Origin of the sequence: Streptomyces sp. NPDC006309 (genome assembly GCF_040613095.1) — a bacterium.
Classification (GTDB): Bacteria; Actinomycetota; Actinomycetes; order Streptomycetales; family Streptomycetaceae; genus Streptomyces.
Genome location: NZ_JBEXRO010000013.1, coordinates 152,588 through 175,758, shown reverse-complemented (window position 1 = coordinate 175,758; position 23,171 = coordinate 152,588). Strand labels below are relative to the sequence as shown.

The 23,171-nt window shown below is 74.3% G+C and carries 24 protein-coding genes; 16 read left to right on the top strand and 8 right to left on the bottom strand.

The features are described 5' to 3' along the window. Positions 1–83 precede the first annotated feature (83 nt). Positions 84–728 carry a peptide deformylase gene (locus ABZ117_RS19150; RefSeq protein WP_356822214.1) on the top strand — a complete coding sequence of 215 codons (645 nt, stop codon included), beginning with the start codon at positions 84–86 and terminating at the stop codon, positions 726–728. Between the two features lie 7 nt (positions 729–735). Here ABZ117_RS19150 and ABZ117_RS19145 read toward each other — a convergent pair whose 3' ends face one another. Then, complete coding sequence (locus ABZ117_RS19145) at positions 736–2,166, bottom strand: NAD(P)/FAD-dependent oxidoreductase (protein WP_356822212.1); 1,431 nt, start codon at positions 2,164–2,166, stop codon at positions 736–738. Between the two features lie 141 nt (positions 2,167–2,307). On the opposite strand from ABZ117_RS19145, the gene ABZ117_RS19140 reads away from it, so the two are divergent. Next, positions 2,308–2,685 carry a thioredoxin family protein gene (locus ABZ117_RS19140; protein ID WP_121785650.1) on the top strand — a complete coding sequence of 126 codons (378 nt, stop codon included), beginning with the start codon at positions 2,308–2,310 and terminating at the stop codon, positions 2,683–2,685. Positions 2,686–2,709: 24 nt separating this feature from the next. On the opposite strand, the gene ABZ117_RS19135 is transcribed toward ABZ117_RS19140, so the two are convergent. Both ABZ117_RS19135 and ABZ117_RS19130 read right to left on the bottom strand, forming a co-directional pair. Further along, a complete protein-coding gene (locus ABZ117_RS19135) occupies positions 2,710–3,723 on the bottom strand; it encodes a LacI family DNA-binding transcriptional regulator (protein ID WP_356822211.1) in 1,014 nt (337 codons plus the stop codon). 138 nt (positions 3,724–3,861) lie between these two features. Beyond that, positions 3,862–4,542 carry a helix-turn-helix domain-containing protein gene (locus ABZ117_RS19130; RefSeq protein WP_356822209.1) on the bottom strand — a complete coding sequence of 227 codons (681 nt, stop codon included), beginning with the start codon at positions 4,540–4,542 and terminating at the stop codon, positions 3,862–3,864. Between the two features lie 100 nt (positions 4,543–4,642). Here ABZ117_RS19130 and ABZ117_RS19125 point away from each other — a divergent pair, with 100 nt between their 5' ends. Beyond that, entirely contained in the window at positions 4,643–5,206 is a 564-nt protein-coding gene (locus tag ABZ117_RS19125; RefSeq protein ID WP_356822208.1) for an NAD(P)H-dependent oxidoreductase, read from the top strand. 241 nt (positions 5,207–5,447) lie between these two features. After that, positions 5,448–6,413: an alpha/beta hydrolase gene (locus ABZ117_RS19120; protein WP_356822206.1), complete on the top strand. Its 966-nt coding sequence runs from the start codon at positions 5,448–5,450 to the stop codon at positions 6,411–6,413. Between the two features lie 73 nt (positions 6,414–6,486). Here the strand turns inward: ABZ117_RS19120 and ABZ117_RS19115 are convergent, their stop codons facing one another. Then, complete coding sequence (locus ABZ117_RS19115) at positions 6,487–8,517, bottom strand: TerD family protein (RefSeq protein ID WP_356822204.1); 2,031 nt, start codon at positions 8,515–8,517, stop codon at positions 6,487–6,489. A gap of 281 nt (positions 8,518–8,798) precedes the next feature. Here ABZ117_RS19115 and ABZ117_RS19110 point away from each other — a divergent pair, with 281 nt between their 5' ends. From ABZ117_RS19110 to ABZ117_RS19100, 3 genes are all read left to right on the top strand, one after another. Then, positions 8,799–10,223 carry an amidase gene (locus ABZ117_RS19110; RefSeq protein ID WP_356822202.1) on the top strand — a complete coding sequence of 475 codons (1,425 nt, stop codon included), beginning with the start codon at positions 8,799–8,801 and terminating at the stop codon, positions 10,221–10,223. Positions 10,224–10,250: 27 nt separating this feature from the next. Beyond that, complete coding sequence (locus ABZ117_RS19105) at positions 10,251–10,469, top strand: hypothetical protein (RefSeq protein ID WP_356822200.1); 219 nt, start codon at positions 10,251–10,253, stop codon at positions 10,467–10,469. 133 nt (positions 10,470–10,602) lie between these two features. Continuing rightward, positions 10,603–12,099, top strand: coding sequence for an SPFH domain-containing protein (locus ABZ117_RS19100; RefSeq protein ID WP_356822198.1), 1,497 nt, complete (start codon positions 10,603–10,605; stop codon positions 12,097–12,099). Between the two features lie 89 nt (positions 12,100–12,188). Here ABZ117_RS19100 and ABZ117_RS19095 read toward each other — a convergent pair whose 3' ends face one another. Continuing rightward, positions 12,189–12,617: a hypothetical protein gene (locus ABZ117_RS19095; protein ID WP_356822196.1), complete on the bottom strand. Its 429-nt coding sequence runs from the start codon at positions 12,615–12,617 to the stop codon at positions 12,189–12,191. Between the two features lie 94 nt (positions 12,618–12,711). Next, positions 12,712–13,383 carry a helix-turn-helix domain-containing protein gene (locus ABZ117_RS19090; RefSeq protein ID WP_356822194.1) on the bottom strand — a complete coding sequence of 224 codons (672 nt, stop codon included), beginning with the start codon at positions 13,381–13,383 and terminating at the stop codon, positions 12,712–12,714. Between the two features lie 117 nt (positions 13,384–13,500). On the opposite strand from ABZ117_RS19090, the gene ABZ117_RS19085 reads away from it, so the two are divergent. From ABZ117_RS19085 to egtD, 6 genes are all read left to right on the top strand, one after another. Further along, complete coding sequence (locus tag ABZ117_RS19085) at positions 13,501–13,935, top strand: hypothetical protein (RefSeq protein WP_356822192.1); 435 nt, start codon at positions 13,501–13,503, stop codon at positions 13,933–13,935. 56 nt (positions 13,936–13,991) lie between these two features. Then, a complete protein-coding gene (locus tag ABZ117_RS19080; RefSeq protein ID WP_356822190.1) occupies positions 13,992–14,438 on the top strand; it encodes a type II toxin-antitoxin system PemK/MazF family toxin in 447 nt (148 codons plus the stop codon). A gap of 535 nt (positions 14,439–14,973) precedes the next feature. Then, positions 14,974–16,314, top strand: a complete 1,341-nt coding sequence (gene egtA, locus ABZ117_RS19075) for an ergothioneine biosynthesis glutamate--cysteine ligase EgtA (RefSeq protein WP_356822188.1) — start codon at positions 14,974–14,976, stop codon at positions 16,312–16,314. Continuing rightward, on the top strand, positions 16,311–17,648 hold the full coding sequence (gene egtB, locus ABZ117_RS19070; protein WP_356822186.1) for an ergothioneine biosynthesis protein EgtB: 1,338 nt from the start codon (positions 16,311–16,313) through the stop codon (positions 17,646–17,648). The genes egtA and egtB overlap by 4 nt, the downstream gene beginning before the upstream one ends. Further along, positions 17,648–18,427: an ergothioneine biosynthesis protein EgtC gene (egtC, locus tag ABZ117_RS19065; RefSeq protein ID WP_356822184.1), complete on the top strand. Its 780-nt coding sequence runs from the start codon at positions 17,648–17,650 to the stop codon at positions 18,425–18,427. The genes egtB and egtC overlap by 1 nt, the downstream gene beginning before the upstream one ends. Next, positions 18,424–19,383: an L-histidine N(alpha)-methyltransferase gene (egtD, locus tag ABZ117_RS19060; RefSeq protein WP_356822182.1), complete on the top strand. Its 960-nt coding sequence runs from the start codon at positions 18,424–18,426 to the stop codon at positions 19,381–19,383. The genes egtC and egtD overlap by 4 nt, the downstream gene beginning before the upstream one ends. A 1-nt stretch (position 19,384) precedes the next feature. Here egtD and ABZ117_RS19055 read toward each other — a convergent pair whose 3' ends face one another. Then, positions 19,385–20,641 carry an extracellular solute-binding protein gene (locus tag ABZ117_RS19055; protein WP_356822180.1) on the bottom strand — a complete coding sequence of 419 codons (1,257 nt, stop codon included), beginning with the start codon at positions 20,639–20,641 and terminating at the stop codon, positions 19,385–19,387. A 211-nt stretch (positions 20,642–20,852) separates the two neighbouring features. On the opposite strand from ABZ117_RS19055, the gene ABZ117_RS19050 reads away from it, so the two are divergent. Continuing rightward, positions 20,853–21,074 (top strand): dodecin, encoded by a 222-nt coding sequence (locus ABZ117_RS19050; protein ID WP_121785665.1) that lies wholly within the window; start codon positions 20,853–20,855, stop codon positions 21,072–21,074. 72 nt (positions 21,075–21,146) lie between these two features. On the opposite strand, the gene ABZ117_RS19045 is transcribed toward ABZ117_RS19050, so the two are convergent. After that, complete coding sequence (locus tag ABZ117_RS19045) at positions 21,147–21,638, bottom strand: hypothetical protein (protein WP_356822178.1); 492 nt, start codon at positions 21,636–21,638, stop codon at positions 21,147–21,149. 229 nt (positions 21,639–21,867) lie between these two features. Here ABZ117_RS19045 and ABZ117_RS19040 point away from each other — a divergent pair, with 229 nt between their 5' ends. Together ABZ117_RS19040 and ABZ117_RS19035 are read left to right on the top strand one after the other, a co-directional pair. Next, entirely contained in the window at positions 21,868–22,875 is a 1,008-nt protein-coding gene (locus tag ABZ117_RS19040; protein WP_356822176.1) for an LLM class flavin-dependent oxidoreductase, read from the top strand. A 75-nt stretch (positions 22,876–22,950) separates the two neighbouring features. Next, complete coding sequence (locus ABZ117_RS19035) at positions 22,951–23,145, top strand: antitoxin (RefSeq protein ID WP_356822174.1); 195 nt, start codon at positions 22,951–22,953, stop codon at positions 23,143–23,145. Positions 23,146–23,171: the final 26 nt, after the last annotated feature.

Genomic DNA, 23,171 nt, shown 5'->3' with positions numbered 1-23,171 from the left:
GGCCGGCCCGGGCTTCCCAACCCGGCCCGGCCCGGTGACGTGTGCCCACGGGGAGCGGTGCCCGGGCATGGCATCCTGACGCGATGGCACCTCCCCGTGAACACGCACCGCTCGCCGAGCGGGTCGAGGAACTCCTCGCCGCCGGCGGCCCCCTGCCCCTCGTCGCGGCCGGACGGCCGGTGCTGCGGCGCGGCACCGAGCCGTACGACGGCCAGCTCGGCCCCGCCCTGCTGGCCCGGTTCATCGAGGCCCTGCGCGTCACCATGCACGCGGCGCCCGGCGTGGGACTGGCCGCGCCGCAGGTCGGCGTACCGCTGCGGATCGCGGTGATCGAGGATCCGGCGCCGGTGCCGCAGGAGATCGCCGTGGTCCGGGGCCGGGTCCCGCAGCCGTTCCGGGTCCTGGTCAACCCGGTGTACGAGCCGGCCGGCAGCGCCCGGGCCGCGTTCTTCGAGGGCTGCCTGAGCGTGCCGGGCTGGCAGGCGGTGGTGGCCCGGCACGCGGAGGTACGGCTGCGCGGCGAGGACGAGCGGGGCCGCGCCCTGGACGAGGTGTTCACCGGCTGGCCCGCCCGGATCGTCCAGCACGAGACGGACCATCTCGACGGCACGCTGTACCTGGACCGCGCCGAGATCCGGTCCCTGTCGACCGACGAGGCGGTGGCGGCCCTGTGGGCGCAGCCGTCCCCGGAGACGGCCGCCGAGGCCCTCGGCTTCCGCCTCCCGTAGGCGCCGCTCAGTTGTCCCGGTACGCCTCCAGCAGCCGCAGCCACACCTCGCTCAGGGTCGGGTAGGACGGGACCGCGTGCCACAGCCGGCCGAGCGGGACGCGGCCGGCGACCGCGACGGTGGCCGAGTGGATGAGTTCGCCGACGCCGGGGCCGACGAAGGTGACGCCGCGCAGGATCTCGTCCTCCAGGTCCACGACCATGCGGGCGCGGCCCTTGTAGCCGTCGCCGTACAGGCCCGCCCCGGCGACGGAGGAGAATTCGACGTCGACGGCGCGGACGCGGTGGCCGGCCTGTTCCGCCTCGGCGAGGGAGAGGCCGACCGCGGCGGCCTCGGGGTCGGTGAAGACGACCTGGGGTACGGCGTCGTGGTCGGCGGTGGCCGCGTGCGCCCCCCAGGGCTCGTCCAGCAGGGGGCTCCCGGCGGCGCGGGCGGCGATGGCGGCGCCGGCGACTCGGGCCTGGTACTTGCCCTGGTGGGTGAGGAGGGCGCGGTGGTTGACGTCTCCGACCGCGTACAGCCAGTCGGTGCCGGTGACCCGCAGGCTGTCGTCCACGTCCAGCCAGGAACCGGGTCGCAGGCCGACGCTGTCCAGGCCGAGGTCGTCGGTCTGCGGGGTACGGCCGGTGGCGAAGAGGATCTCGTCGGCCTCGACGCGGTCGCCCGCGGAGGTGAGGGCCACGACGGTGCCGTTCTCGCGGGTGACGGACTCGACGGAGGTGCCGGTGCGGATGTCCGCGCCCGCCTCGGCGAGCGCGTCGGCGACCAGCTCGCCGGCGAACGGCTCCATCCGGGGCAGCAGACCCTTGCCGCGGACCAGCAGGGTGACCCGGGAGCCGAGGGCCAGCCAGGCGGTGGCCATCTCGGTGGCGACGACACCGCCGCCGACGACGATCAGCCGGCCGGGCGCCGCCTTGGCACTGGTGGCCTCGCGGCTGGTCCACGGCCTGACCTCGGCCAGTCCCGGCAGGTCGGGCAGCTGGGCGCGGGTGCCGGTGCAGACCGCGACGGCGTGCCGGGCGGTGAGGGTGGTGACCGTGCCGTCGGGTCCGGTGACGGCGACGGTACGGGGTCCGGCCAGCCGGCCGTGGCCGCGGTAGAGGTCGGCTCCCGTGCCCTCCAGCCAGGCGACCTGGCCGTCGTCCTTCCAGTGGGAGGCGTACTCGTCCCGGTGGGCCAGCACGGCCGGTGTGTCGAGCGGGCCCCGCACGGCCTGGCGGAGCCCGGGCAGGCGGCGGGCGTCGGCCTGGGCGATGACCGGCCTGAGCAGGGCCTTGCTGGGCATGCAGGCCCAGTACGAGCACTCGCCGCCGAGCAGTTCGCTCTCCACGACCGCGGTGGTGAGGCCGGCCGCGCGGGTGCGGTCGGCGACGTTCTCGCCGACCGGGCCGCCGCCGAGCACCACGACGTCGTAGGCGATGGATTCCGTTTCCGTCATGGGGTCAGTCTGGTGGGTGGTGTGCGCCGTGGCCACAGGGGTACGCGCGCGGAACACGGGCGTGCGCGCGTGGAATAGGCGGACCGGCGGCCGTGTTTCCGCCGTCGGCACACCCCTACACCAGGAAGAGGGAATCACGCCATGAGCAGCACCGTGGAGCTGACCAAGGAGAACTTCGACCAGACGATGAGCGAGAACGCGTTCGTCCTCATCGACTTCTGGGCGCCCTGGTGCCCCCCGTGCCGGCAGTTCGCGCCCGTCTACGAGAAGGCGGCGGCGGAGAATCCCGATCTGGTGTTCGGCAAGGTGGACACGGAGGCGCAGCCGGAGCTGGCCGCGGCCTTCGACATCCAGTCGATCCCGACGCTGATGATCGTCCGCGACCAGGTGGCGGTCTTCTCCCAGCCGGGCGCCCTGCCCGCGCCGGTCCTCACGGACCTCATCGGGCAGGCCCGCGGCCTCGACATGGACGAGGTCCGCAAGAGCATCGCCGCCCAGCAGGGCGAGACGCAGAAGTAACGCGTACAGGGCCTCGGTTCCGGGTCAGCTCGACTCGCGCCGCACCACCGAGGCCCCCAGCACGGTGTGCACCTCGGGCTCGCCGCCGGGATCGCGTACGGCGCGGTCGACCAGCCCGGCGAGGTCGCGGCCCGAGGGCAGCTCGATGTGGACCGTGCTGAGCCGCGGTCGCAGCAGCCGGCCCAGCATCAGGTCGTCGGCGCCGATCACGGCGACGTCCTCGGGGATGCGTACGCCCTCGTCCTGCAACGCGCGCATGAGCAGCATCGCGTACTCGTCGTTGTAGGCGAACACCGCGTCCAGGCCCGACTCGGGCCAGCGGGCGGCGAGTTCGGCGGCGGCCTCCTCGGTGTGGGCGAGCGGCAGCTCAGTCACGGTCGCGTCCGTGCCGCGCAGTGCCTCGCGGACGCCCGCGAGCCGGGGACGCGAGTACGCCTCCAGCCCGGACTCCGCGGGTACGACCACACCGATCCGGCGCCGGCCACGGGTGTACAGGTGCGTCGCGGCGCAGCGGCCGACGGCGTCGTGGTCCATCAGCAGGGCGTGGGCGCCGTCGACGCGCACGGGGCCGAGGGTGACGACGGCACGGGCTCCGGACCGCTTGAGAACGGCGACGCCCTGCGGGCCGAGGCCGGTGCCCGGTACCAGGACGGCGACCGGCCGCAGTTCCGCCCAGGCACGGGCGGCTTCGTCACCCTCCAGGCCGACGCTGCCGTACTGCACGACGGTGTAGTCCAGACGGCCGAGCGCCCACTGGAGTTCGTTGAGGAAGGCGCTGTAGAGGGGCCCGGCCGGGACGGCAGGGGCGGGCATGAGGACCATGCGGCTGTGCCCGGCGCGCAGGCTGCGGGCGGCGGCGTGCGGGACGTACCCCAGTTCGCGGGCGGCCTCGCGCACGCGCCGGCGTGTCGGCTCGCTGATGCGTACCGCGCCGGTGTTGTTCAGGACGTAGGAGACGGTCGCGCGGGAGACGCCTGCCAGGCGGGCCACATCGGCACTCGTGGGCGTGTTCGGTATCTGCACCATGACAGACCGCATCCTGGCAGAGCCCCGGGCACCGGGAGCAGCCGGGGCAAGGTGGTTCACCGTTGCACAGAACCGGCACCGGTACGCCGGCGGGCGGAGCCGCCGCGGCGCGGCGCGCACCGGGCGCGGACTCATATCCGCCGTGACGGTCTAGCGGTACGGGCCGGTGCGGGTCACCCGGGCGACCAGGTCGGTCCAGCCGGCCTCCAGGCGTTCCATCGGCATGCCGCACTGCCGGGTCAGGTGGTGGATCAGGGCCGGGTCCAGTGAGGCCATCAGGGTCTGGGCGAGCAGGTCGCAGTCGCCGTCCGGCACGATCTGCCGGAGCAGCATCGCGACGTGGACACGCAGTGCCTCGACCGCGGGGTGGGTGAACCGGCGGGCCGGCTCGGCCTGGGCGGCGAGTTGCAGGTCCAGTTGCTCGGCGGAGCGGTACAGCACCGCCACGCCGAACGCCCGCAGCCGCTCCAGGGGCGGCGCGCCGGGCCCGAGCGGCGGGGGGCCGCCCACGAAGTCGGCCTGTAGCTGCCGGGCGGAGTGGTCGAGCAGGGCCATGAGCAGTCCGGTGCGGTCGCCGAAGCGCCGGAAGACGGTGCCCTTGCCGACCTGGGCCGCGGCGGCGACCGCCTCCATGGTGACCCCGGCGACGCCGTGCTCCGCGATCAGCCGGGCGGCGGCCTCCAGCAGCCGGGCCCGGTTGCGGGCGGCGTCGGCCCGCAGGCACGGCTCTTCGGGAGCGGCGCCGACCTCCAGCAGCCTGGGTTCGCCGAGGGGCTCCTGAGGGTTCGGGAAGGGCGGCAGCGCGCGGGACATGAAGACAGCGTAAAGCATCGGGAAGAGAACTGGACCGCGGTCCGCTTAGGGTGATAGAAACTTAAACGGACCTCGGTCCGGATTCGTGACAGCGACGTTTCAGCCCTTTGGAGTTCTCATGTCCGTTCGCATCCTCGCGCTCGTCGGCAGCCTGCGCGCCGGTTCGCACAACCGCCAGCTCGCCGAGGCGGCCGCCAAGCTCGCGCCCGAGGGCGCGGAGGTCGAGCTGTTCGAGGGCCTGGCCGACGTCCCCTTCTACAACGAGGACATCGACGTCGAGGGCGACGTGCCGGCCGCCGCCGCGAAGCTCCGCGAGGCCGCCCAGGCCGCCGACGCCTTCCTGTTCTTCTCCCCCGAGTACAACGGCACCATCCCGGCCGTTCTGAAGAACGCCATCGACTGGCTGTCCCGCCCCTACGGCGCCGGCGCCTTCGGCGGCAAGCCCGTCGCCGTGATCGGCACCGCCTTCGGCCAGTACGGCGGCGTGTGGGCGCAGGACGACACCCGCAAGGCCGTGGGCATCGCCGGCGGCAGGGTGATCGAGGACATCAAGCTCTCCATCCCGGGCTCCGTGACCCGCTTCGCCGCGACCCACCCGGCCGACGACGCCGAGGTCGCCGCCCAGCTGACCGAGGTCGTCGCCCATCTGCACGGCACCGTGGGTCAGGCCGCCGCGGCCTGACCGCAGGACCCGCGATAGGGCCGGAGCCCGCCACGGCTTCGGCCCTTCGCCGTGCCCGGGCGGCGCGGTGAGGTGCCGGTGACGCAGGTGACCCGGCGACGGCGGGGTAGGCGGGTCGTGACCGCGTACGCCGGCCGGGTTCCGGCACCGCCGCTCCAGGAGGTGCCGGGGGCCGTCGTACGGCCGGTCACGCGGCCGCACCGGACCGCCGGCCGCCGGACGTCTCACGGGAGGAAAAGGCATGCCCCTGGTTCCGCCGCCGTTCGACCCGGAACTCGCCGCCGTACTGGAGCGGTTCCGGGACGTGCTGTCGCCCGGTTTCACCCTGGACGACCTCGACGGCGCCCGGCGCAGCGCGGCCGTCGAGCTGGTCGACCCCACCCTGGACGGCGCCTTCGATACGGAGGACCGTACGGCGCCCGGCCCCGCCGGCGCCCCCGACGTCTCCCTCCTCGTCTGCCGTCCCGCGTCCGCCCCCGTCACGGCGGCCCTGCCGGTGATCTACCACGTTCACGGCGGCGGCCTGGTGGCCGGCTCCAACCGGGCCGGTGTGACCGAGGCCCTGGCCTGGGCCGACGAACTGGGCGCGGTGGTCGTGTCGGTGGAGTACCGGCTCGCGCCCGAACACCCGCATCCCGCGCCGGTCGAGGACGTGTACGCCGGGCTGCTGTGGACCGCGCGGCACGCGAAGGAGATCGGCGGCGCCCCGGACCGGATCGTCGTCGCGGGCGCCAGCGCGGGCGGTGGCCTGACCGCCGCGCTCGCCCTGCTCACCCGGGACCGGCGGGGTCCGCGCCCGCTCGGCCAGCTGCTGATGGGCCCGATGCTGGACGACCGCAACGACAGCGGGTCCAGCCGCCAGATGGCCGGGCTGGGCGTCTGGGACCGTACCGCCAACGACACCGCCTGGACGGCACTGCTGGGCGACCGGTGCGGCGGCCCGGACGTCTCCCCGTACGCCGCCCCGGCCCGCGCCACCGATCTCTCCGGCCTCCCCCCGGCCTTTCTCGACGTGGGCTCGGCGGAGACCTTCCGGGACGAGGTGGTCTCCTACGCGTCCCGGATCTGGCAGGCCGGCGGCGAGGCGGAACTCCACGTCTGGCCGGGCGGCTGCCACGGCTTCGACGCCCTGGCCCCCGAGGCGGCCCTGTCCCGGGCGGCCCGCGCGGCCCGGATCGGCTGGCTGCGGCGCCTGCTGGCGGGCTGAACCGGCGACCGCGACCGCGGACGGCCCGCGGACCGCCTGTCCGAGACCCCGGGGCTGCGCGCGGGACCGGCGGTCAGCCGGACACCGCCGCCTCCCTCCCGGCCACCCGGCGCGTCGGCGTGTGGTCGAGGTGCACCACCACGGTGCTCAGGAAGTGCTGCACGGCCTGGTCGACGCTGCGGATGAAACCGGTCTCGGCACTGCCCCGGCCACTGCCCATGCCCTTGGACAGGGAGAGGCGGAAGCCGGTGATCCGGGCACCGTCGCCCCGGGGCAGCAGGTCCGCCGGCTCGGGGCGCAGCCGCTCCAGCGTGCCCCGCGGGCCTCCGGCGTCACCGTCGACCAGGGTCTCCACGTGCAGATCGGCGGGCGCCTCCGCCAGCCGCCGGACGAGCCGTTTCACCCAGGTGAGGGGGTAGCCCTGCTCGGGCGCGGGGAGGTCCGTGGAGACGCGGAGCTTCCCGGTGCGCAGGTCCGCGCCCACCGAGAGCACACCCGGCGCCCCGTCGATGCGGAGTTCGGCCCGGAGCCGCCCCTCCAGGCAGAGCCGGTCGGCCTGCGCCTGCCGTCGTTCGCGGGGCTCGCCGCCGCGCCTGCCCCGCTGCACCGGGAGCACCTTGCGGCCGAGCTCGCCGCCGAGCCCCAGGGACACCTGGCGGATGAGCCGCTCCCAGCTCTCCACGACCTCCAGTGCCCTGGGGTCGCCGTGGCACAGGGTGTCGTCGTCGATGCCGTTGCGGACCGGGACCCAGGCGGGGCCCATATTCTGGAATCCGTGGCAGCCGGAGTTCTCGTGCTGGAGGTAGTGCAGCAGTTCCTGGAGCAGCCAGGCGTGCGCGGCGTTGCCGACGCCCTCGTGGCGGATCAGCACCTGCGCCTGGTAGGCGACCTCCGCCCAGGACAGGTGCCACAGCCCGACCTTGTGCTTGCGCCGGCCGTCGACCTTGACGTCGACCAGCGGACTCCCCTCCAGCGCGACGTCGTTCGACAGGGTGATCACGGCCTCGTAGCCCCGGCGTGCGGCGATGTCCATGTACGCCTGCACCTGCTCGCTCCTGAGCGCGTTGCCGTTGGTCTTCGTCTCGACCAGCGCGGTCCACAGCTTGCCCGCCCGCTCGACGCGGACGACGCCGTCCGGGCGCCGCGGTGTGTCCCCGTGCGGCAGGGAGACCTCCGCGAACGTCTCCATGCGGCCGGCCGGCGCACCGAACGCCGCCGTGAGTCTTCTGCCGAACTCCGGCACCTGGGCCATCACCGACAGCAGGACGGAGGTGGCCCGGGTCTCCCGGTCCCGGTCGCTCTTGAGCATGGAGACGGGGAACAGCCTGGCCCGGCGCCAGGACTCGTTGCCGGCGAGCGACGGTCCGGCCGCCCGGGGCAGCGTGATCTTCTTCTTGGCCGTGCGGGGCCGTGCCGTCGCCCTGGGCGCCCGGGTCACCTCCTCGGACCGGCGCGGCGAGGGCACGGCGGACAGCGTCGCCGGGCCGCCCGGGGTGCCGGCGCCCGTGTCCGCCGCCGGGCCCTCCCCGTCGGCCGGGACCTCGTCCAGGATGTGCTCCAGCGCCGCGTCGTCGTCTATGTCGACCCCGAAGTCCGTCGCCAGGGCGGCCAGTCCGTCGGCGTACCCCTGTCCGACGGCACGGAACTTCCACACGCCCTCACGGCGGTACAGTTCGCCGAAGATCAGCGCGCTCACCGATGCCACGTCGTCGACCGCGAACCGGAGCAGGCCCTCACCGGTCCCGTCGGACAACGTGAGCGTCACGTCCTCCAGTTCACCGAAGGACGCGCCTTCGTACCGGCTGGCGGCCACCACCATCCGGTGGACGTCGTCCGGCACCGCCGTCAGGTCGAACCCGATCCGGTCCTCGTCGCCCTGCTCCGCGGAGACTTTGCCCAGCAGTTGCACGCTTCCGTCGGCGGCGACCGGGTTGTTGTAGAAGTAGAAATCGGCATCGCTGCGGACTTGGCCGTCCGGGCCCAGCAGCAGGACCGACACGTCCGCGTCGCCCTCGCCGCTCGGGCTGGCCCAGCGGAGGCTGACGATCACCGACGCGACATGCTCACTCAGAGCCGGCAATGTCGCGTTCGAACCCTTCACCATCTCACGCACCATCAATCCCCCCAGACTGCTTCGGTTGCGCGTGGACATGGGTCACCACCAGCCCGTCTGCCGCTGCTGTGACGTGGCCCACAGCGGGAACTGTAGCGTTCAAGCATCGCCGGGGCGGTCCCGGAACCGTAAATCCCGGGCCGCCCGGGTGGCGGCCGTGGGCCGCGGGGCTTGCGTGGCGCGACTTCCGGGCGCAATCCGTACGCCGGCCGCCGTTTCGACGTTACCGTGCGGTAGACATCGTGCCCGGAGCCTCCCGGAGGTGCTCCCCCATGACGCCCGACCGTGCCGCGGGTCTCGCGGACACCCGACGCGCCCTCGCCGACGGGGAGGTGACCTCCCGCGCGCTGGTGGAGCGGACCCTGGCCCGGATCGAGGCCACGCAGCCGTCGCTGAACGCCTTCCGCATCGTGCGCGCCGAGGCCGCCCTCGCCGAGGCGGACGCCGCCGACCGGGAGCTGGCGGCCGGAACGCGGCGCCCCCTGCTCGGCGTGCCGGTGGCGGTGAAGGACGACATGGACGTGGCCGGCGAGCCGACCGCGTTCGGCTGCCGGGGCGACTTCCCGCCGGCGGCGGCGGACGGAGAGGCGGTACGGCGGCTGCGCGCGGCCGGCGCGGTGATCGTCGGCAAGACCAACACATGTGAGCTGGGGCAGTGGCCGTTCACCGAGGGCCCGGCGTTCGGCGACACCCGCAACCCGTGGCACACCGGGCACACCCCCGGCGGGTCCTCCGGCGGTTCCGCCGCCGCGGTGGCCGCGGGGCTCGTCCCGGCCGCGCTCGGCTCCGACGGCGCGGGCTCGGTCCGGATCCCGGCCTCCTGGACCCACCTCATCGGCATCAAGCCGCAGCGCGGCCGTATCTCGACCTGGCCGCGCGGCGAGTCCTTCCACGGCATCACGGTCCACGGCACCCTCGCCCGCACGGTCGCCGACGCGGCCCTGCTGCTGGACGCGGCGAGCGGCAACCACGAACGGGACCCGCACCGGCCGCCCCCACTGACCGTGGCGGACGCGGTCGGCCGGGACCCCGGCCGGCTGCGCATCGCCCTCTCCCTGAAGCCGCCGTTCACCCCCGTACCGGCCCGGCTGCACCCGCAGATCCGCGCCCGGGTCGTGGAACTGGCCGCGAAGCTCGCCGACTTGGGACACGAGGTCGAGGAGGCCGATCCTCCGTACGGGCAGATCGGACTGACCTTCCTGCCGCGGGCCACCGCCGGGATCGCCGAGCGGGTCCGCGAGGCACCCGACCCCGCACTGCTCGACCCGCGCACCCGGGGCACGGCCCGGCTCGGGCGGCTGCTCGCCGGGGCGCCGCTGCGGGTGGCCCGGCGCGCCGAGGCGGTGCTGCACCGGCGGATCGGCGCGTTCTTCCGGTCGTACGACGTGATTCTCGCGCCGACGACGGCCACTCCCCCGCCGCAGATCGGCGCCCTGGCCGGGCTCGGCGGGCTGGCCACCGACCGCGCGATGATCGCCGCCTGTCCCTACGCGTGGCCGTGGAACGTGCTGGGCTGGCCGGGCGTGAACGTGCCGGCCGGCTTCGCCGGACCCGGGCTGCCGGTGGGTGCGCAGCTGCTCGGCCCGGCGCACAGCGAGCCCCTTCTGGTGTCGCTGGCCGCCCGGTTGGAGGCGGAGCTGCGCTGGCACGAGCGGTGGCCGCCGGCACGGGCGTACACGGACCGGCCGGCCCTGTGACGGCGTTTCCGCCCGTACGCTGGGGCCATGGGCGACGCGTCGATGGTCGGGCTGATGGGTCGGGTGACGGGGACGGTGGGGCCCGGTCTGGTCGGCGAGGTGATCGTGCGGGTGCGCGGCGGCGCGGAGCACTTCCTCGCCCATCCGGCCGACGGCACGGGCCGGCTCACGCCGGGCACGGTGGTGATGGTGGTGGAGCACCTGCCGCCGAGGACCGTCTACGTCACGGCCGCGTACGGCGGTTGAGCCTGCTCAGCCCCCGGCCGGGACCTTGGGCGTCAAGATTGCGACAAGGTTCTGCCGGTGCCTTCTCCGGGGCCCCGGGCGGGCGCACACTCCCTTCGACCGGTGCCGGACGGGCACCATGCAAAGGGGGCGTATGCCGATGATGGTCGGCGTCGTTGCGGGGGCGGTCGTGGGTGCCGTCCTCGTTTTGATCGGTCTGTTCAAGATGATGTGGCGGGTCGCCGAGCCCAACGAGGCACTCGTCATCTCCGGTTCGACGCACCGCACCGAGGGTCTCGAGGCGGGCATGGGATTCCGCATCGTCACCGGGCGCGGCACGATGGTGGTGCCCGGGGTGCAGGCGGTGCGCAAGCTCTCGCTGGACCTGAACGAGACCGAGCTGCACGTGGACTGCGTGACCCATCAGGGCATCCCGCTGAAGGTGCGGGGCGTGGTCATCTTCAAGGTGGGCGACGACTTCGTGTCGATCGCGAACGCGGCCCGCCGCTTCCTGGACCAGCAGAAGCTGATGGCGGAGCGGGTGCACAACGTCTTCGCCGGTCATCTGCGGTCCATCGTGGGCGGGCTGACGGTCGAGGACATGATCCGTGACCGGGAGAAGCTGACCGGGCAGACCCGGGCGGCCTGCGGTACGGAGATGGAGAAGCTGGGTCTGATCGTGGACTCGTTGCAGATCCACGAGATCGAGGACCCGACCGGGTACATCCAGAACCTGGCGATGCCGCACGCGGCGGCCGTGCAGCGGGACGCGCGCATCGCGCAGGCCGAGGCGAACCGGCTCGCCACCGAGGCCGAGCAGCAGTCGATGGCGCGGATGGCGGAGGCCACGCGCGACAGCGAGATCCTCCAGGCCGGCTACCAGGCCGAGCGGGACAAGGCGGCGGCGAAGGCCCAGCAGGCGGGCCCGCTCGCAGCGGCGGCGTCCCGGCAGGAGGTCGTCGTCCAGGAGACGCGGGTCGCCGAACTGGAGGCGCACCGGCGGGAGCAACAGCTTCAGGCGGACGTCCGCAAGCCGGCGGACGCCACGGCGTACGAGAAGCGGACCCTGGCCGAGGCCGACCGCGACGCGCGTATCTCGGCGGCGCAGGCCAAGGCGAAGGAGACCGAGCTGGCGGCGGCGGCCGAGGCGACCCGGGTGAAGGCCGCCGCGGCGGCGGAGGCCGAGTCGGTCAAGACCCGGGGTGCGGCGAGCGCCGCCAGCACCCGGGCCACCGGTGAGGCGGAGGCCGCCGCCGCGCAGGCGAAGGGCCTGGCGGACGCCGAGACGATCCGGGCCCGGGGGCTGGCGGAGGCGGAGTCCATCAAGGCCCGGGCGGCTGCCCTCGCGGAGAACCAGGAGGCGGTCGTCGCCCAGCAACTCGCCGAGAGGTGGCCGGAGATCGTCCAGGCGGGCGCGTCGGCGTTCGGCAACGTGGACAACATGGTGCTGCTCAACGGCGCCGAAGGCATGGGCGAGTTGTTCGCCAAGGCCCTCACCATGGGCGGCACGGGCCTGGGTCTCGCCCGTAAGCTGCTCGCCTCGACGGGCGACAACGGGCAGCCGGTGAACGGGATCCCGTCCGCGCACAACGGCGTGGCGACGCCGGCCTCGCAGAAGATGCAGAAGGTGCCCCTGGAGCAGGAGGGCTGAGACGGCGGTGGTCCGTGCGGCCGGATCCCTCACCGGGCACCCGGCCGCGCGGCCCCGCGGGGCGCCACCAGGGGTCCCCGGCCGCGGGGTCACACCGTGAGCAGGGCGACGCCCAGGGCGACCAGGGTCACGGCCTTCAGGACCTCCAGGGCCACGTACCACAAGTGGCTGCGCGAGCGGGGCAGTTCCTCCCCGGCGAGGACCCGGTCCGACCTGCGGTTCAGGCGGGGCCGGACGGCGGCCACCTGGGCGAGGAGCACCGCCGCCGCCGCCACGGCCGGCACGAGGACCTCGGTGGGAGCGTCCCCCACGACGACCGGGGCGAGGACGGCGACCGCGAGGACCGCCTCGACGGCGTTCAGCGCGCGGAACACCAGCCGGCCGATGCCCAGGCCGACGGGGATCGTCACCCCGGGGGCACGGAACTTCAGCGGCGCCTCCAGGAAGGAGATCGCCAGCACCATCCCGAGCCATACGAAGGTGACCGCGCTCGCGGTGGCGGCGGACGTGGCGTTCATCGGTGTGGGGCCTTTCTCCGCCGGGGCCGACGGGTCAGGACGGGTACGCGGACGGATCGCGCGGGGGGCCGCCGGCTGGGTGGGGGCGGTCGGTTCAGAGCGGGGACGCCGGGGCCAGGTGGGCCAGGCAGGACTCCGGTTCGGCGAACGGCTCCAGCGCGGTGGCCGTCAGCGGCGCGCCCAGCCTCGCCAACGCCCCCTGCATCAGACCCAGATGCAGCGGGCACACCAAGTCGCTCCGTTCCTCGGCTAGTTCGAGGAAGGGGCAGTGCCGCAGGCGGATCCGCCGGGGCGGCCCGTCCGGCCCGCCGCCCCCTTCCGGCTGCGGCGCGAAGCCCAGGCCGTCCAGCAGGCCGAGCAGCCGGGCCACCGAACGCTCGGGCGCCGGCGGCTCGTGCGGGGGCGGCGGGTCCACCAGGGATCGACCCCAGACGCGACCCGTCTCCACCGCCTCCGCCCGCGCCTGCGCCGGGTCGGCGGCGGCCCACCGGCTGAGCAGCATGCGGGCGAGGAGCCGGTAGTCGCGGGGGCCGCCGCGGTCCATGCCGGGGCGTGCGGTGTGCACGGTGCGGGGCCGGCCGGGCCCCACGGACGGCTCCGTACGGCGTTCGACCAGGCCGTCGGCCACCAGACCGTCCAGGTGGAAGCGGACGGTGTTGGGGTGCAGGCCCATCCGTTCGGCCGTCTCCGCGACGCCCAGCGGCGCGGGAGCGGCGCGCAGCACGTCCAGTACCTCCCGGCGCCGTGGGCTCTCCCGCCTGGTCACGCCCGGACACCTCTTCCTGTCTGCCGCCCCTTTTTCACGAACCCTACATGTATTAATTGTAGGCTGGGTGGGGCCCCCAGCGGGCAGAGCAGAACGCGAGAGCCGAGGGGAACTTCCATGACGTCGCCGTCCGCGATGGACACCGCACCGGCCGGCCGCACGGCGGCGGACCCACATGTCCTGTGCGACACGCGTGCGCTGGCCGAGGCGCCGCCGGTGCCGGCCGGGGCGCTGTGGAAGCTGGCCGAGAGCGGACGCCAGCTCGACGCCAACGTGGTCCGGCTCGCCCCGGACGGGCGGATCACCGTCCACACCGAGGCGCAGCTGGACGTGCTGCTCCTGGTCGTCGCCGGCGACGGCGTCCTGGGCAAGGGCCCGTCCGCCGAGGAGGAGCCGCTCACCGAGGGCGCCCTGGTCTGGCTGCCGCACGGTTCCTCGCGCGGCATCGCCGCGGGGGCGGACGGCCTGACGTATCTCACCGTGCACCGCCGGCGCCCCGGCATGTGGATCGGCGGCGCACCGGCTCGGGGCACGGACGCCGCTCCGGAGTGACGCGGCAGGCGAGGGGCGCCCGCCACCTCCCGGGAAAGAGCGCCTAGGGTGCCCGCGTGAGTACCTCCACCGAAGAGAACGTCCCCGGCCGGCACGGCCCCCATGCCACCACCGAGGCCGACCCGCGCGAGATCGGCCGCGTGCGCACCGAGTACTCCCCGGCCCACGACGGTGCCCCGGACCCCGGGGAGATCGTGTGGACCTGGGTGCCGTTCGAGGAGAACGACGGCCGGGGCAAGGACCGCCCGGTGCTGGTCGTGGCCCGGGAGACGGCGGGCACCCTCCTCGCCGTACGGCTGTCCGGCAAGCGGCACGACGGTGACCGGGAGTGGGTGCCGATCGGCGACGGTCCGTGGGACCGGTCGGGCCGGGACTCGTGGGTGGCCGTGGACCGTGTGCTGCGGCTGCACGAGGAGGGCATGCGCCGGGAGGCGTGCGCGCTGGACCGGATGCGGTTCGACCTGGTCCGGCGACGGCTGCACGAACGCTACGGCTGGACCTGACCGTCCCGCTCCCCGGCGACAGGGTGACGGCCGTCAGCGAGCCCGCGCGGCGGCGGGCGCGGAAGCGCGGACCGCAGGCAGGCAGGTGGCGGCGCGGAAACCCGACCGAGCGCCTCCCCCGGGGCCTGTAGGCCATCGGGGCACGCCCGGCCGGACGCCGGGCCGGGACGTAGCGCAGGCCGGCGGCCGGCGCGGCGCTCGGCCCGGACCTGCGTGCACGTGCGCCTTCGCGCGGCGCGACCGCGCAGGCCGCGCTCCCGGCGTCACCCCCGTGGATGCCGCGACCGCCGCCTGCGGGGTGTCCCCCGTCGTGCTCACGGACGCATCCTGGGTGATGCTGGTGAGCGGTGCAACGGAGTTTCCCGTCCGGGGAACGGTCCGGGACCGCGGCAGGAAACGGAAGTGACCGATCCGGAACGTCCTGCCGGGCGCCCTTGTGCGAATCGGCTCAAGGGTCTTGGGTGGAACGAGTACCGGCCCCGCCCCAGGGCAGACCGAGGCCGGTGACATGGTGGAATCTCAGGAGGATCCCTACATGTCCGAATCGAAGAACGACGGTGGTGACTGTACGGCGCACCGTACCGCCGTCACCGAAGCCGAGGTGGAGGCCCTGGTCAAGGGCATCTGCTTCAAGACCGGACCGCCCCGCGCGCTCGGGGTCGAGCTGGAGTGGCTCGTCCATGAGCGGGAGCGACCACAGCTCCCCGTCACATCCGAACGGCTCGAAGCGGCCTACGCCGCCCTGCGGGCCGTACCCCTGGGCTCGGCGCTCACCGTCGAACCCGGCGGCCAGCTCGAACTGAGTTCGCCGCCCGCCGCCTCCCTGATGGAGTGCATCGACACCGTCGCCGCCGACCTGGACGCCGTCCGGGCCGTGCTGGCCGAGGACGGTCTCGCTCTCGCCGGCATCGGCCACGACCCCTGGCACCCACCCCGCAGGTTCCTGCGGGAGCCGCGCTACGACGCCATGGAGGCGTGCCTGGACCGCACAGGTCCGGCCGGCCGGCACATGATGTGCACCTCGGCCTCCGTCCAGGTCTGCGTGGACGCCGGCCACGAGGAGCCCGGCCCGCTGGGGTACATCCGGCGCTGGTGGCTGGCGCACCAGCTGGGCCCGGTGCTGGTCGCCGCGTTCGCCAACTCCCCGCTGGCCGGGCAACGGCCCACGGGCTGGATGTCCACCCGGCAGCTGCTGTGGACGCAGATCGGTCCCGGCCGGGCCGGCGCTCCCCCGCTGGACGCCGAGCCCCGGGCCGCCTGGGCCCGGCATGTGCTGGACTCCCCGGTGATGTGCGTCCGTCGGGACGGCGGGCCGTGGGAGGTGCCCGAGGGGCTCACCTTCCGGGAGTGGACCCGCTCGCCCCGGCCGCCCACCCGGGCGGACCTCGACTACCACCTGACGACGCTGTTCCCGCCGGTCCGGCCCCGTGGCCACCTCGAACTGCGGATGATCGACGCGCAGCCCGGCGAGCACGGCTGGATCGTGCCCCTCGCGGTGACGGCGGCGCTGTTCGACGACCCGCAGGCCGCCGAGACCGCCTACCGGACCGTGAAGCCGCTCACCGAGCGGACCCTGAACCGGCCGGCCCCGCACAACCCGCTGTGGGTGGACGCGGCCCGGCGGGGACTCGCCGACCCGGAGCTGCGCGACGCCGCCGCCGTCTGTTTCGAGGCGGCCCTGGAGGCGCTGCCCCGGCGCGGGGCGACCACCCGGGTCATCGAGGCCGTGGCCGCGTACCGGGACCGCCATGTCGCCCGCGGCCGCTGCCCGGCCGACGACCTGCTGGACGGGCTGCCCGCCGGACCGCCCCGGCCCGGGCCCGGCCCGGCCGGAGGCACGCCCACCGCGCACGGGAGGAAGGACATCCGCGCATGACCGCCCCGGAGACCGACATCACGACCACCGAGACGGACAGCGAGGCCCTGCGGCAGCGGGCGCTGGCCTGCCTCACCGCCGCCCGCGACCGCACGACCCTGCTGACGACGTGCGTCGACGAGCCGGACCTCACCGCCCAGCACTCCCCGCTGATGTCGCCCCTGGTGTGGGATCTGGCGCACATCGGCAACCAGGAGGAGCTGTGGCTGCTGCGGGCGGTCGGCGGCCGGGAGGCGATGCGGCCCGACATCGACTCCCTGTACGACGCCTTCGAGCATCCGCGCGCGGAACGCCCCTCGCTGCCGCTGCTGCCACCCGCCGAGGCCCGCCGGTACGCGGCCGACGTACGCGGCCGGGCGCTGGACCTGCTGGCGGGGGCGGACTTCCACGGCTCCCGGCTGACCGAGGCCGGTTTCGCCTTCGGGATGGTCGCGCAGCACGAACAGCAGCACGACGAGACCATGCTGATCACCCATCAGCTCCGGCGCGGACCACGGGCCCTGACCGCCCCGGACCCGGAGCCGGCCCCGCCGTTCACCGGGCCGGCCGAAGTCCTGGTGCCCGGCGGCCCGTTCACCATGGGCACCTCCGCCGAGCCCTGGGCGCTCGACAACGAACGCCCGGCGCATCCGCGTCAGGTGGCGCCGTTCTGGATCGACACGACACCGGTGACCAACGCGGCGTACCGGGCGTTCGTCGAGGACGGCGGCTACGACACCGAACGCTGGTGGTCGCCGGAGGGCTGGGCGCACATCAGGGCGCACGGCATCACCGCCCCGCTGTTCTGGCGGCGGGACGGCGGCCAGTGGCTGCGGCGCCGGTTCGGGGCCACGGAGGTGGTCCCGCCGGACGAGCCGGTGCTGCACGTGTGCTGGTACGAGGCCGACGCCTACGCCCGCTGGGCCGGGCGGCGGCTGCCCACCGAGACGGAGTGGGAGAAGGCGGCCCGCTTCGACCCGGCCACGGGCCGCTCGATGCGCTACCCGTGGGGCGACGCCGACCCCGCGCCCGAACACGCCAACCTCGGTCAGCGCCATCTCGGCCCCGCCCCCGCCGGCAGCTACCCGGCCGGTGAGTCACCGCTCGGGGTACGGCAGTTGATCGGTGACGTGTGGGAGTGGACGGCGAGCGACTTCCTGCCGTACCCGGGCTTCCGGGCCTTCCCCTACGAGGAGTACTCGAAGGTGTTCTTCGGCTCCGGCCACAAGGTGCTGCGCGGCGGTTCGTTCGCCGTGGACCCGGTGGCCTGCCGGGGCACCTTCCGCAACTGGGACCACCCCGTGCGGCGGCAGATCTTCTCCGGGTTCCGCACCGCGCGTTCGGAGACCGTCTGATGTGCCGTCATCTCGCCTACCTGGGAGCCGAGGAGCCGCTGGGCCGGGTGCTGGCCGAGCCCGCGCACAGCCTGCTGCGCCAGTCCTGGGCGCCGCGACGGCAGCGGTACGGCACGGTCAACGCCGACGGGTTCGGAGTGGGCTGGTACGCCCCCGGGGACCCCGTGCCGGCGCGCTACCGGCGGGCCGGGCCCATCTGGGCGGACCTGTCCTTCGCCGATCTGGCGCGGGTGGTGCGCTCCGGTGCCGTGCTCGCGGCCGTCCGGGACGCGACCCTCGCGGGCGCGGACGCCGAGGCCGCGGCGGCGCCGTTCGCGGCCGGGCGGTGGCTGTTCAGCCACAACGGCGCCATCGCCGGCTGGCCGGACGCGGCGGCGCCGCTGGTGTCCGCGCTGCCCCCGGTCGACCTGCTGTCCCTCCAGGCCCGTACCGACTCGGCGTTCGTCTGGGCGCTGGTGCTGCACCGGCTGCGGACCGGGGACGAACCCGCCCGGGCCCTCGGTGAGACCGTCCGCGCCCTCGCCGAGGCGGCGCCCGCCTCCCGGCTGAACCTGCTGCTCACGGACGGCGCCACGATCGCCGCCACCACCTGGGGCGACTCGCTCTGGTACCGCACGGAGCCCGGCCTGAGCACGGTCGTCGCGTCCGAGCCGTACGACGACGACCCGCTCTGGCAGGAGGTTCCCGACCGGACCGTGCTCACCGCGAGCCGCGCCGGCGTGCTGCTCGCCCCGCTGGAGGATCCGGCGTCCGCATCACCGAAGGAGCCCTGCCGTTGAGTCCCCTGCACATCACCCGCACCCTCCCCGAGGACACGACGGGCGCCGCGCTGCGCGCCGACGTGCTGCACGGTCTCACCTCCACCCCCAAGCGGCTGCCGCCCAAGTGGTTCTACGACGCCCGTGGCAGCGAGCTGTTCGAGCAGATCACCGAACTGCCCGAGTACTACCCCACCCGCGCCGAGCGGGAGATCCTCGCGGCCCGGTCGGCTGAGATCGCCGCCGCGAGCGGTGCCCGTACGCTGGTCGAGCTGGGCTCGGGCTCCTCGGAGAAGACCCGCTATCTGATCGAGGCGCTGCCCCTGTCGGCGTACGTCCCGGTGGACGTCAGCGAGAGCGCCCTCAGCCAGGCGGGGCAGGCCCTCGTCGAGGAGCGCCCTGACCTCGACGTGCACGCGCTGATCGCCGACTTCACCGCCCCGCTCGCCCTGCCGGCCACCCCCGGGCCCCGCCTCGTGGCCTTCCTGGGCGGCACGGTCGGCAACCTGCTGCCGGCCGAACGCGCCGCCTTCCTGGCCTCCGTGCGGGCCCTGCTCGCCCCGGGCGACGGGCTGCTGCTCGGCACCGACCTGGTCAAGGACGAGCGGGCGCTGGTCCGGGCGTACGACGACGCGGCCGGGGTGACGGCCGCGTTCAACAAGAACGTGCTGGCCGTCATCGACCGGGAGCTGGGCGCCGACTTCGATCCGGACGCCTTCGACCATGTGGCCCTGTGGGACGCCGAGCGGCAGTGGATCGAGATGCGGCTGCGCTCCCGTACCGCGCAGACGGTGAAGATCCCCGCGCTGGGCCTCGCCGTGGACTTCGCGGCGGGTGAGGAGCTGCGCACGGAGGTGTCGGCGAAGTTCGAGAAGGACGGGGTGACGGCCGAACTGGCCGCCGCGGGACTGGAGCTGACCCACTGGTGGACGGACGAGCCGGGCCGGTTCGCGCTGTCGCTGAGCGTGGCGCGGTGAGTCAGCCGAGGTCCGGGGCGAGTTTCCCGGTGATCGCGCGGGAGGCCTTGCGGGCCTGTGCCGCCGGGTCGGCCCCTTTCAGCACCCGCGTCATGTACTCCTTGATCGGGTTGTCGGCCTCGACGTCGGCCCACTGAGGGGTGTTCGGGGTCGCCCGGCCGTGCGCCGCGCCCGCGGCCATGGCGGCGACCCCGTCCTCGTCGGCGACCGCACCGGCCAGCGAGGTCTTGTTGGGCACGTAGTTCATGGTGCGGGCGAGTTCGGTGTCCCACTTGGCGCCGGTGAGCGCCCCGACGACGGTGGTGGCGGCGAACTGGTCGTCGGTGTTCTGCGCCACGACGAGGTCGGAGCCGCCGGTGAAGACGGTGCCGGGCCGGCCGGCGGTCCTCCCGGGCACCGGGAAGAAGCCGAGCTTGTCCTTCAGGTCCGGGTTCTGCCGCACGATGGACTGGACGAGGCCGGGTACGGCGATGATCTGCGCGACCTTGCCGCCGGCGAACACCCCGGCCTGGGGCGGGTGTTCCTCGTCGGCGTCCACGGGGCCCTCGCCCAGTGCCTGGAGGCGCCGGTAGAAGTCCATGCCGCGCAGCGCGGCGGGCGTGTCCAGGGTGCCCTGCCACTCGTAGTCCTTCTCCCGGGCGAGTTCACCGCCCTCGTCCCAGATGAAGCCGGAGAGGGTGTACCAGTCCTGCCCGGCGAGGTAGATGCCCTGCGTACCGCCCGAGTCGAGCGTCCCGGTGTCGGCGAGCCACTCGTCGCGGGTCCTCGGCGGGCGGGTGATGCCGGCCCGCTCGAACATGTCCTTGCGGTAGATGACCACCCGGTTGGCCGCGTACCAGGGGATGCCGTACTGCTTGTTGCCGTCCCTGCCGGGCTGGGCGAGGCCGGGCAGCCACTTTTCCTTGCCCCAGTCCCGCATCGACTCCAGCGTGAGGTCCACGAGCCGGCCGTCGTCCGCGTACAGCGGCACCTGGGTGTTGCCCACCTCGATGACGTCCGGTCCGTCGGCCGCGCCCGGTTTCAGCGCGGCGCGGACCTTCTCCACGATGCCGGTCCACTCCTGGATGCGGATGTCCAACCGCAGCTCCGCGTGGGCGCGTTCGAAGTCCTCCGTGAACCGGTGCAGGAACTCCTTGGACGCGCTGTCCTTCATCAGCCACACCGTGACGGTCTTCCGGTCGTGTCCGCCGGGGAGCATCCCGCAGCCGCTGACGAGGGAGCCGGTGACACAGAGAAGGGCGATCAGACGACGTCTCACGAGGGGTCCTGTTCTGTCTTGCACGGTACTGCGGACAGGGGCGGGGGCCCGACGTGGGGGGACGAGCGCGCATGCTCGTACGGGTGTGCTGGATTTTGGTATGGACCAATGCGGAGGTCAAGGGCTACCGGGCGGTACACCCGCGACGCGCGTGCGGTCGGGGCGCGGATACGGCACGGTGGAGTACGCGTGAGACGAGAGGAGCACCCGCATGTCGAATCACACCTACCGGGTCACCGAGATCGTCGGCACCTCGCACGAGGGCGTCGACCAGGCCATCCGCAACGGCATCGCCCGCGCCGACCAGACGCTGCGCAACCTGGACTGGTTCGAGGTGACCCAGGTCCGCGGCCAGATCGAGAACGGCCGCATCGAGCACTACCAGGTGGGCATGAAGGTCGGCTTCCGGATCGAGGACGAGGGCGGCTCCTGAGCCGCGCCGACGCGCGCCACGGCCCGGCCGGCGGTCACGGCCCGGCCGGCGTCGGGTTTCACCGTCCCGGTGTCAGGTACGGCCGTCCCGCTCCTGCGCCTCCTCCAGCGCGGCCGACTTCGCTGCCCAGCGGGCCCGTACGACGGTGAACCCGGCGCGCTCGGCGTCGTCGCAGACCAGCTCGTCGTCGTCCACGAGGAAGCGGACCTCGCGGTCCCGGGCGAGCCGGCGCAGGATCCGCAGCTTCGTGAACCGGGCGGGTCGGCGGTCGGCGTCGCTCCGCATGTGCACGTGCCCCTCGGGCAGCCCCTGGGCCGCGAGCCACTCCAGGGTGTCCCGGCGGCACCTCTCGGGACGGCCCGTGAGGTAGACGACCTCGCACGCGCGGGCGCTCTCCACGGCCAGCGCCACGCCCTCGGCGAGCGGCGGGTCCTGGGGCGCGGCGGCGAAGAACGCGTCCCAGTCGCGCGGACGGGCGGCCAGGAAGTGCTGGCGGTGAGCGGTGTCGGCGAGCGTGTTGTCGAGGTCGAACACGGCGAGCGGGCGACGGCTGCTGTCGGTCACACCGGCCACCCTAGCCAGCCGCCCGGCCCCGGCCACCCCGCCGCCCCGGCGACCCGGCGACCCGGCGACCCGCGCACCGCCGCCGGCCGTGGTCCGCGCCGAGACCGCTGCCCGTGCCCATCGCGCCGACCCCACCGGCCGACTGCCTGACCCCGCCGCCCACTGCCGCGCCGCCCCACCGCCCCACCGCCCCCGGGAATCCTGGGGGCGCCCGGGCGTTGAACCCTGCGTGAGCAGCTCACTGATCGCCCGGACCCGGTTCTCCGTCCTCGACCGCTCCCGCACCCGCGAGGGGCACCCGCCCGCCGAGGCGCTGCGGGACACCGTCGCGCTGGCCCGGGAGGCGGAGGCGCTCGGGTTCCACCGGTTCTGGGTGTCCGAGCACCACGGCGTGCCGGGCGTCGCCGGTTCCGCGCCGACCGTGCTCGCCGCCGCGGTCGCCGCGGCGACCCGCACGATCCGGGTCGGCACCGGCGGCGTCATGCTGCCCAACCACCGGCCGCTGGTCGTCGCCGAGCAGTTCGGGGTGCTGGAGTCGCTGTTCCCCGGGCGGATCGACATGGGGCTGGGCCGTTCCGTGGGCTTCACGGACGGGGTGCGCCGTGCCCTGGGCCGGGAGAAGGGGGACGCCGAGGACTTCGGGGCGCAACTCGGCGAACTGCTGGACTGGTTCACGGTCGGTTCACCCGCCGGGGTGCACGCCCGCCCGGCGGAAGGGCTGTCGGTGCCGCCGTTCGTGCTGGCGATGGGCGAGGGCGCCCGGATCGCGGCGCGCGGGGGCCTGCCGATGGTGATCGGAGACCTGCGCGACCGCGACAGGATGCTCCGCGGCATCGACCGGTACCGCTCCCAGTTCCGCCCCTCCCCCTGGGCGGCCGAACCGTACGTGGTGATCTCCGGCACGGTCGCGGTCGCCGGCACCGAGGCGGAGGCGCGCCGGCTGCTGGTCCCCGAGGCCTGGTCGATGGCGTACTCCCGCACGCACGGCACCTTCCCGCCGCTCGCCCCCGCCGGGTCCGTCGAGGCCCGCCCGATGTCCGCGAGGGAACGCGACGTCTACGAGTCCGCTCTCGCCGGGCACATCGCCGGTACCGCGGAGCAGGTCGCCCACGAGCTGGAGGGGGTCCTGAAGGAGACGGACGCGCAGGAGGTGCTGGTCACCACCAGCACCTACGACCGTACGGCCCTGCTGGACTCCCACCGGCGGCTCGCCGCGCTCCTCGCGCCGCGGCGGTGAGGCGCCCGAGATGCGAACCCGGCCGGGGCCGGTGACCCTGGGAGGGCACATCCCGAACGACGAGGAGGCTTGTCAATGTCCTTCATGGACAAGATCAAGGGCATGCTCAAGGGCCATGAGGACATGGCCGGCAAGGGCATCGACAAGGGCGGCGACCACGTCGACCAGCGGACCGGGAACAAGTACCGGTCGCAGGTCGACACCGGGCAGGACAAGCTGAAGGACGAGTTCGGCGCCCCACGCGACCAGGGCAACCCGCCGCAGGCGTGACCCGCGGGGGCGGCTAGAGTCTCCTC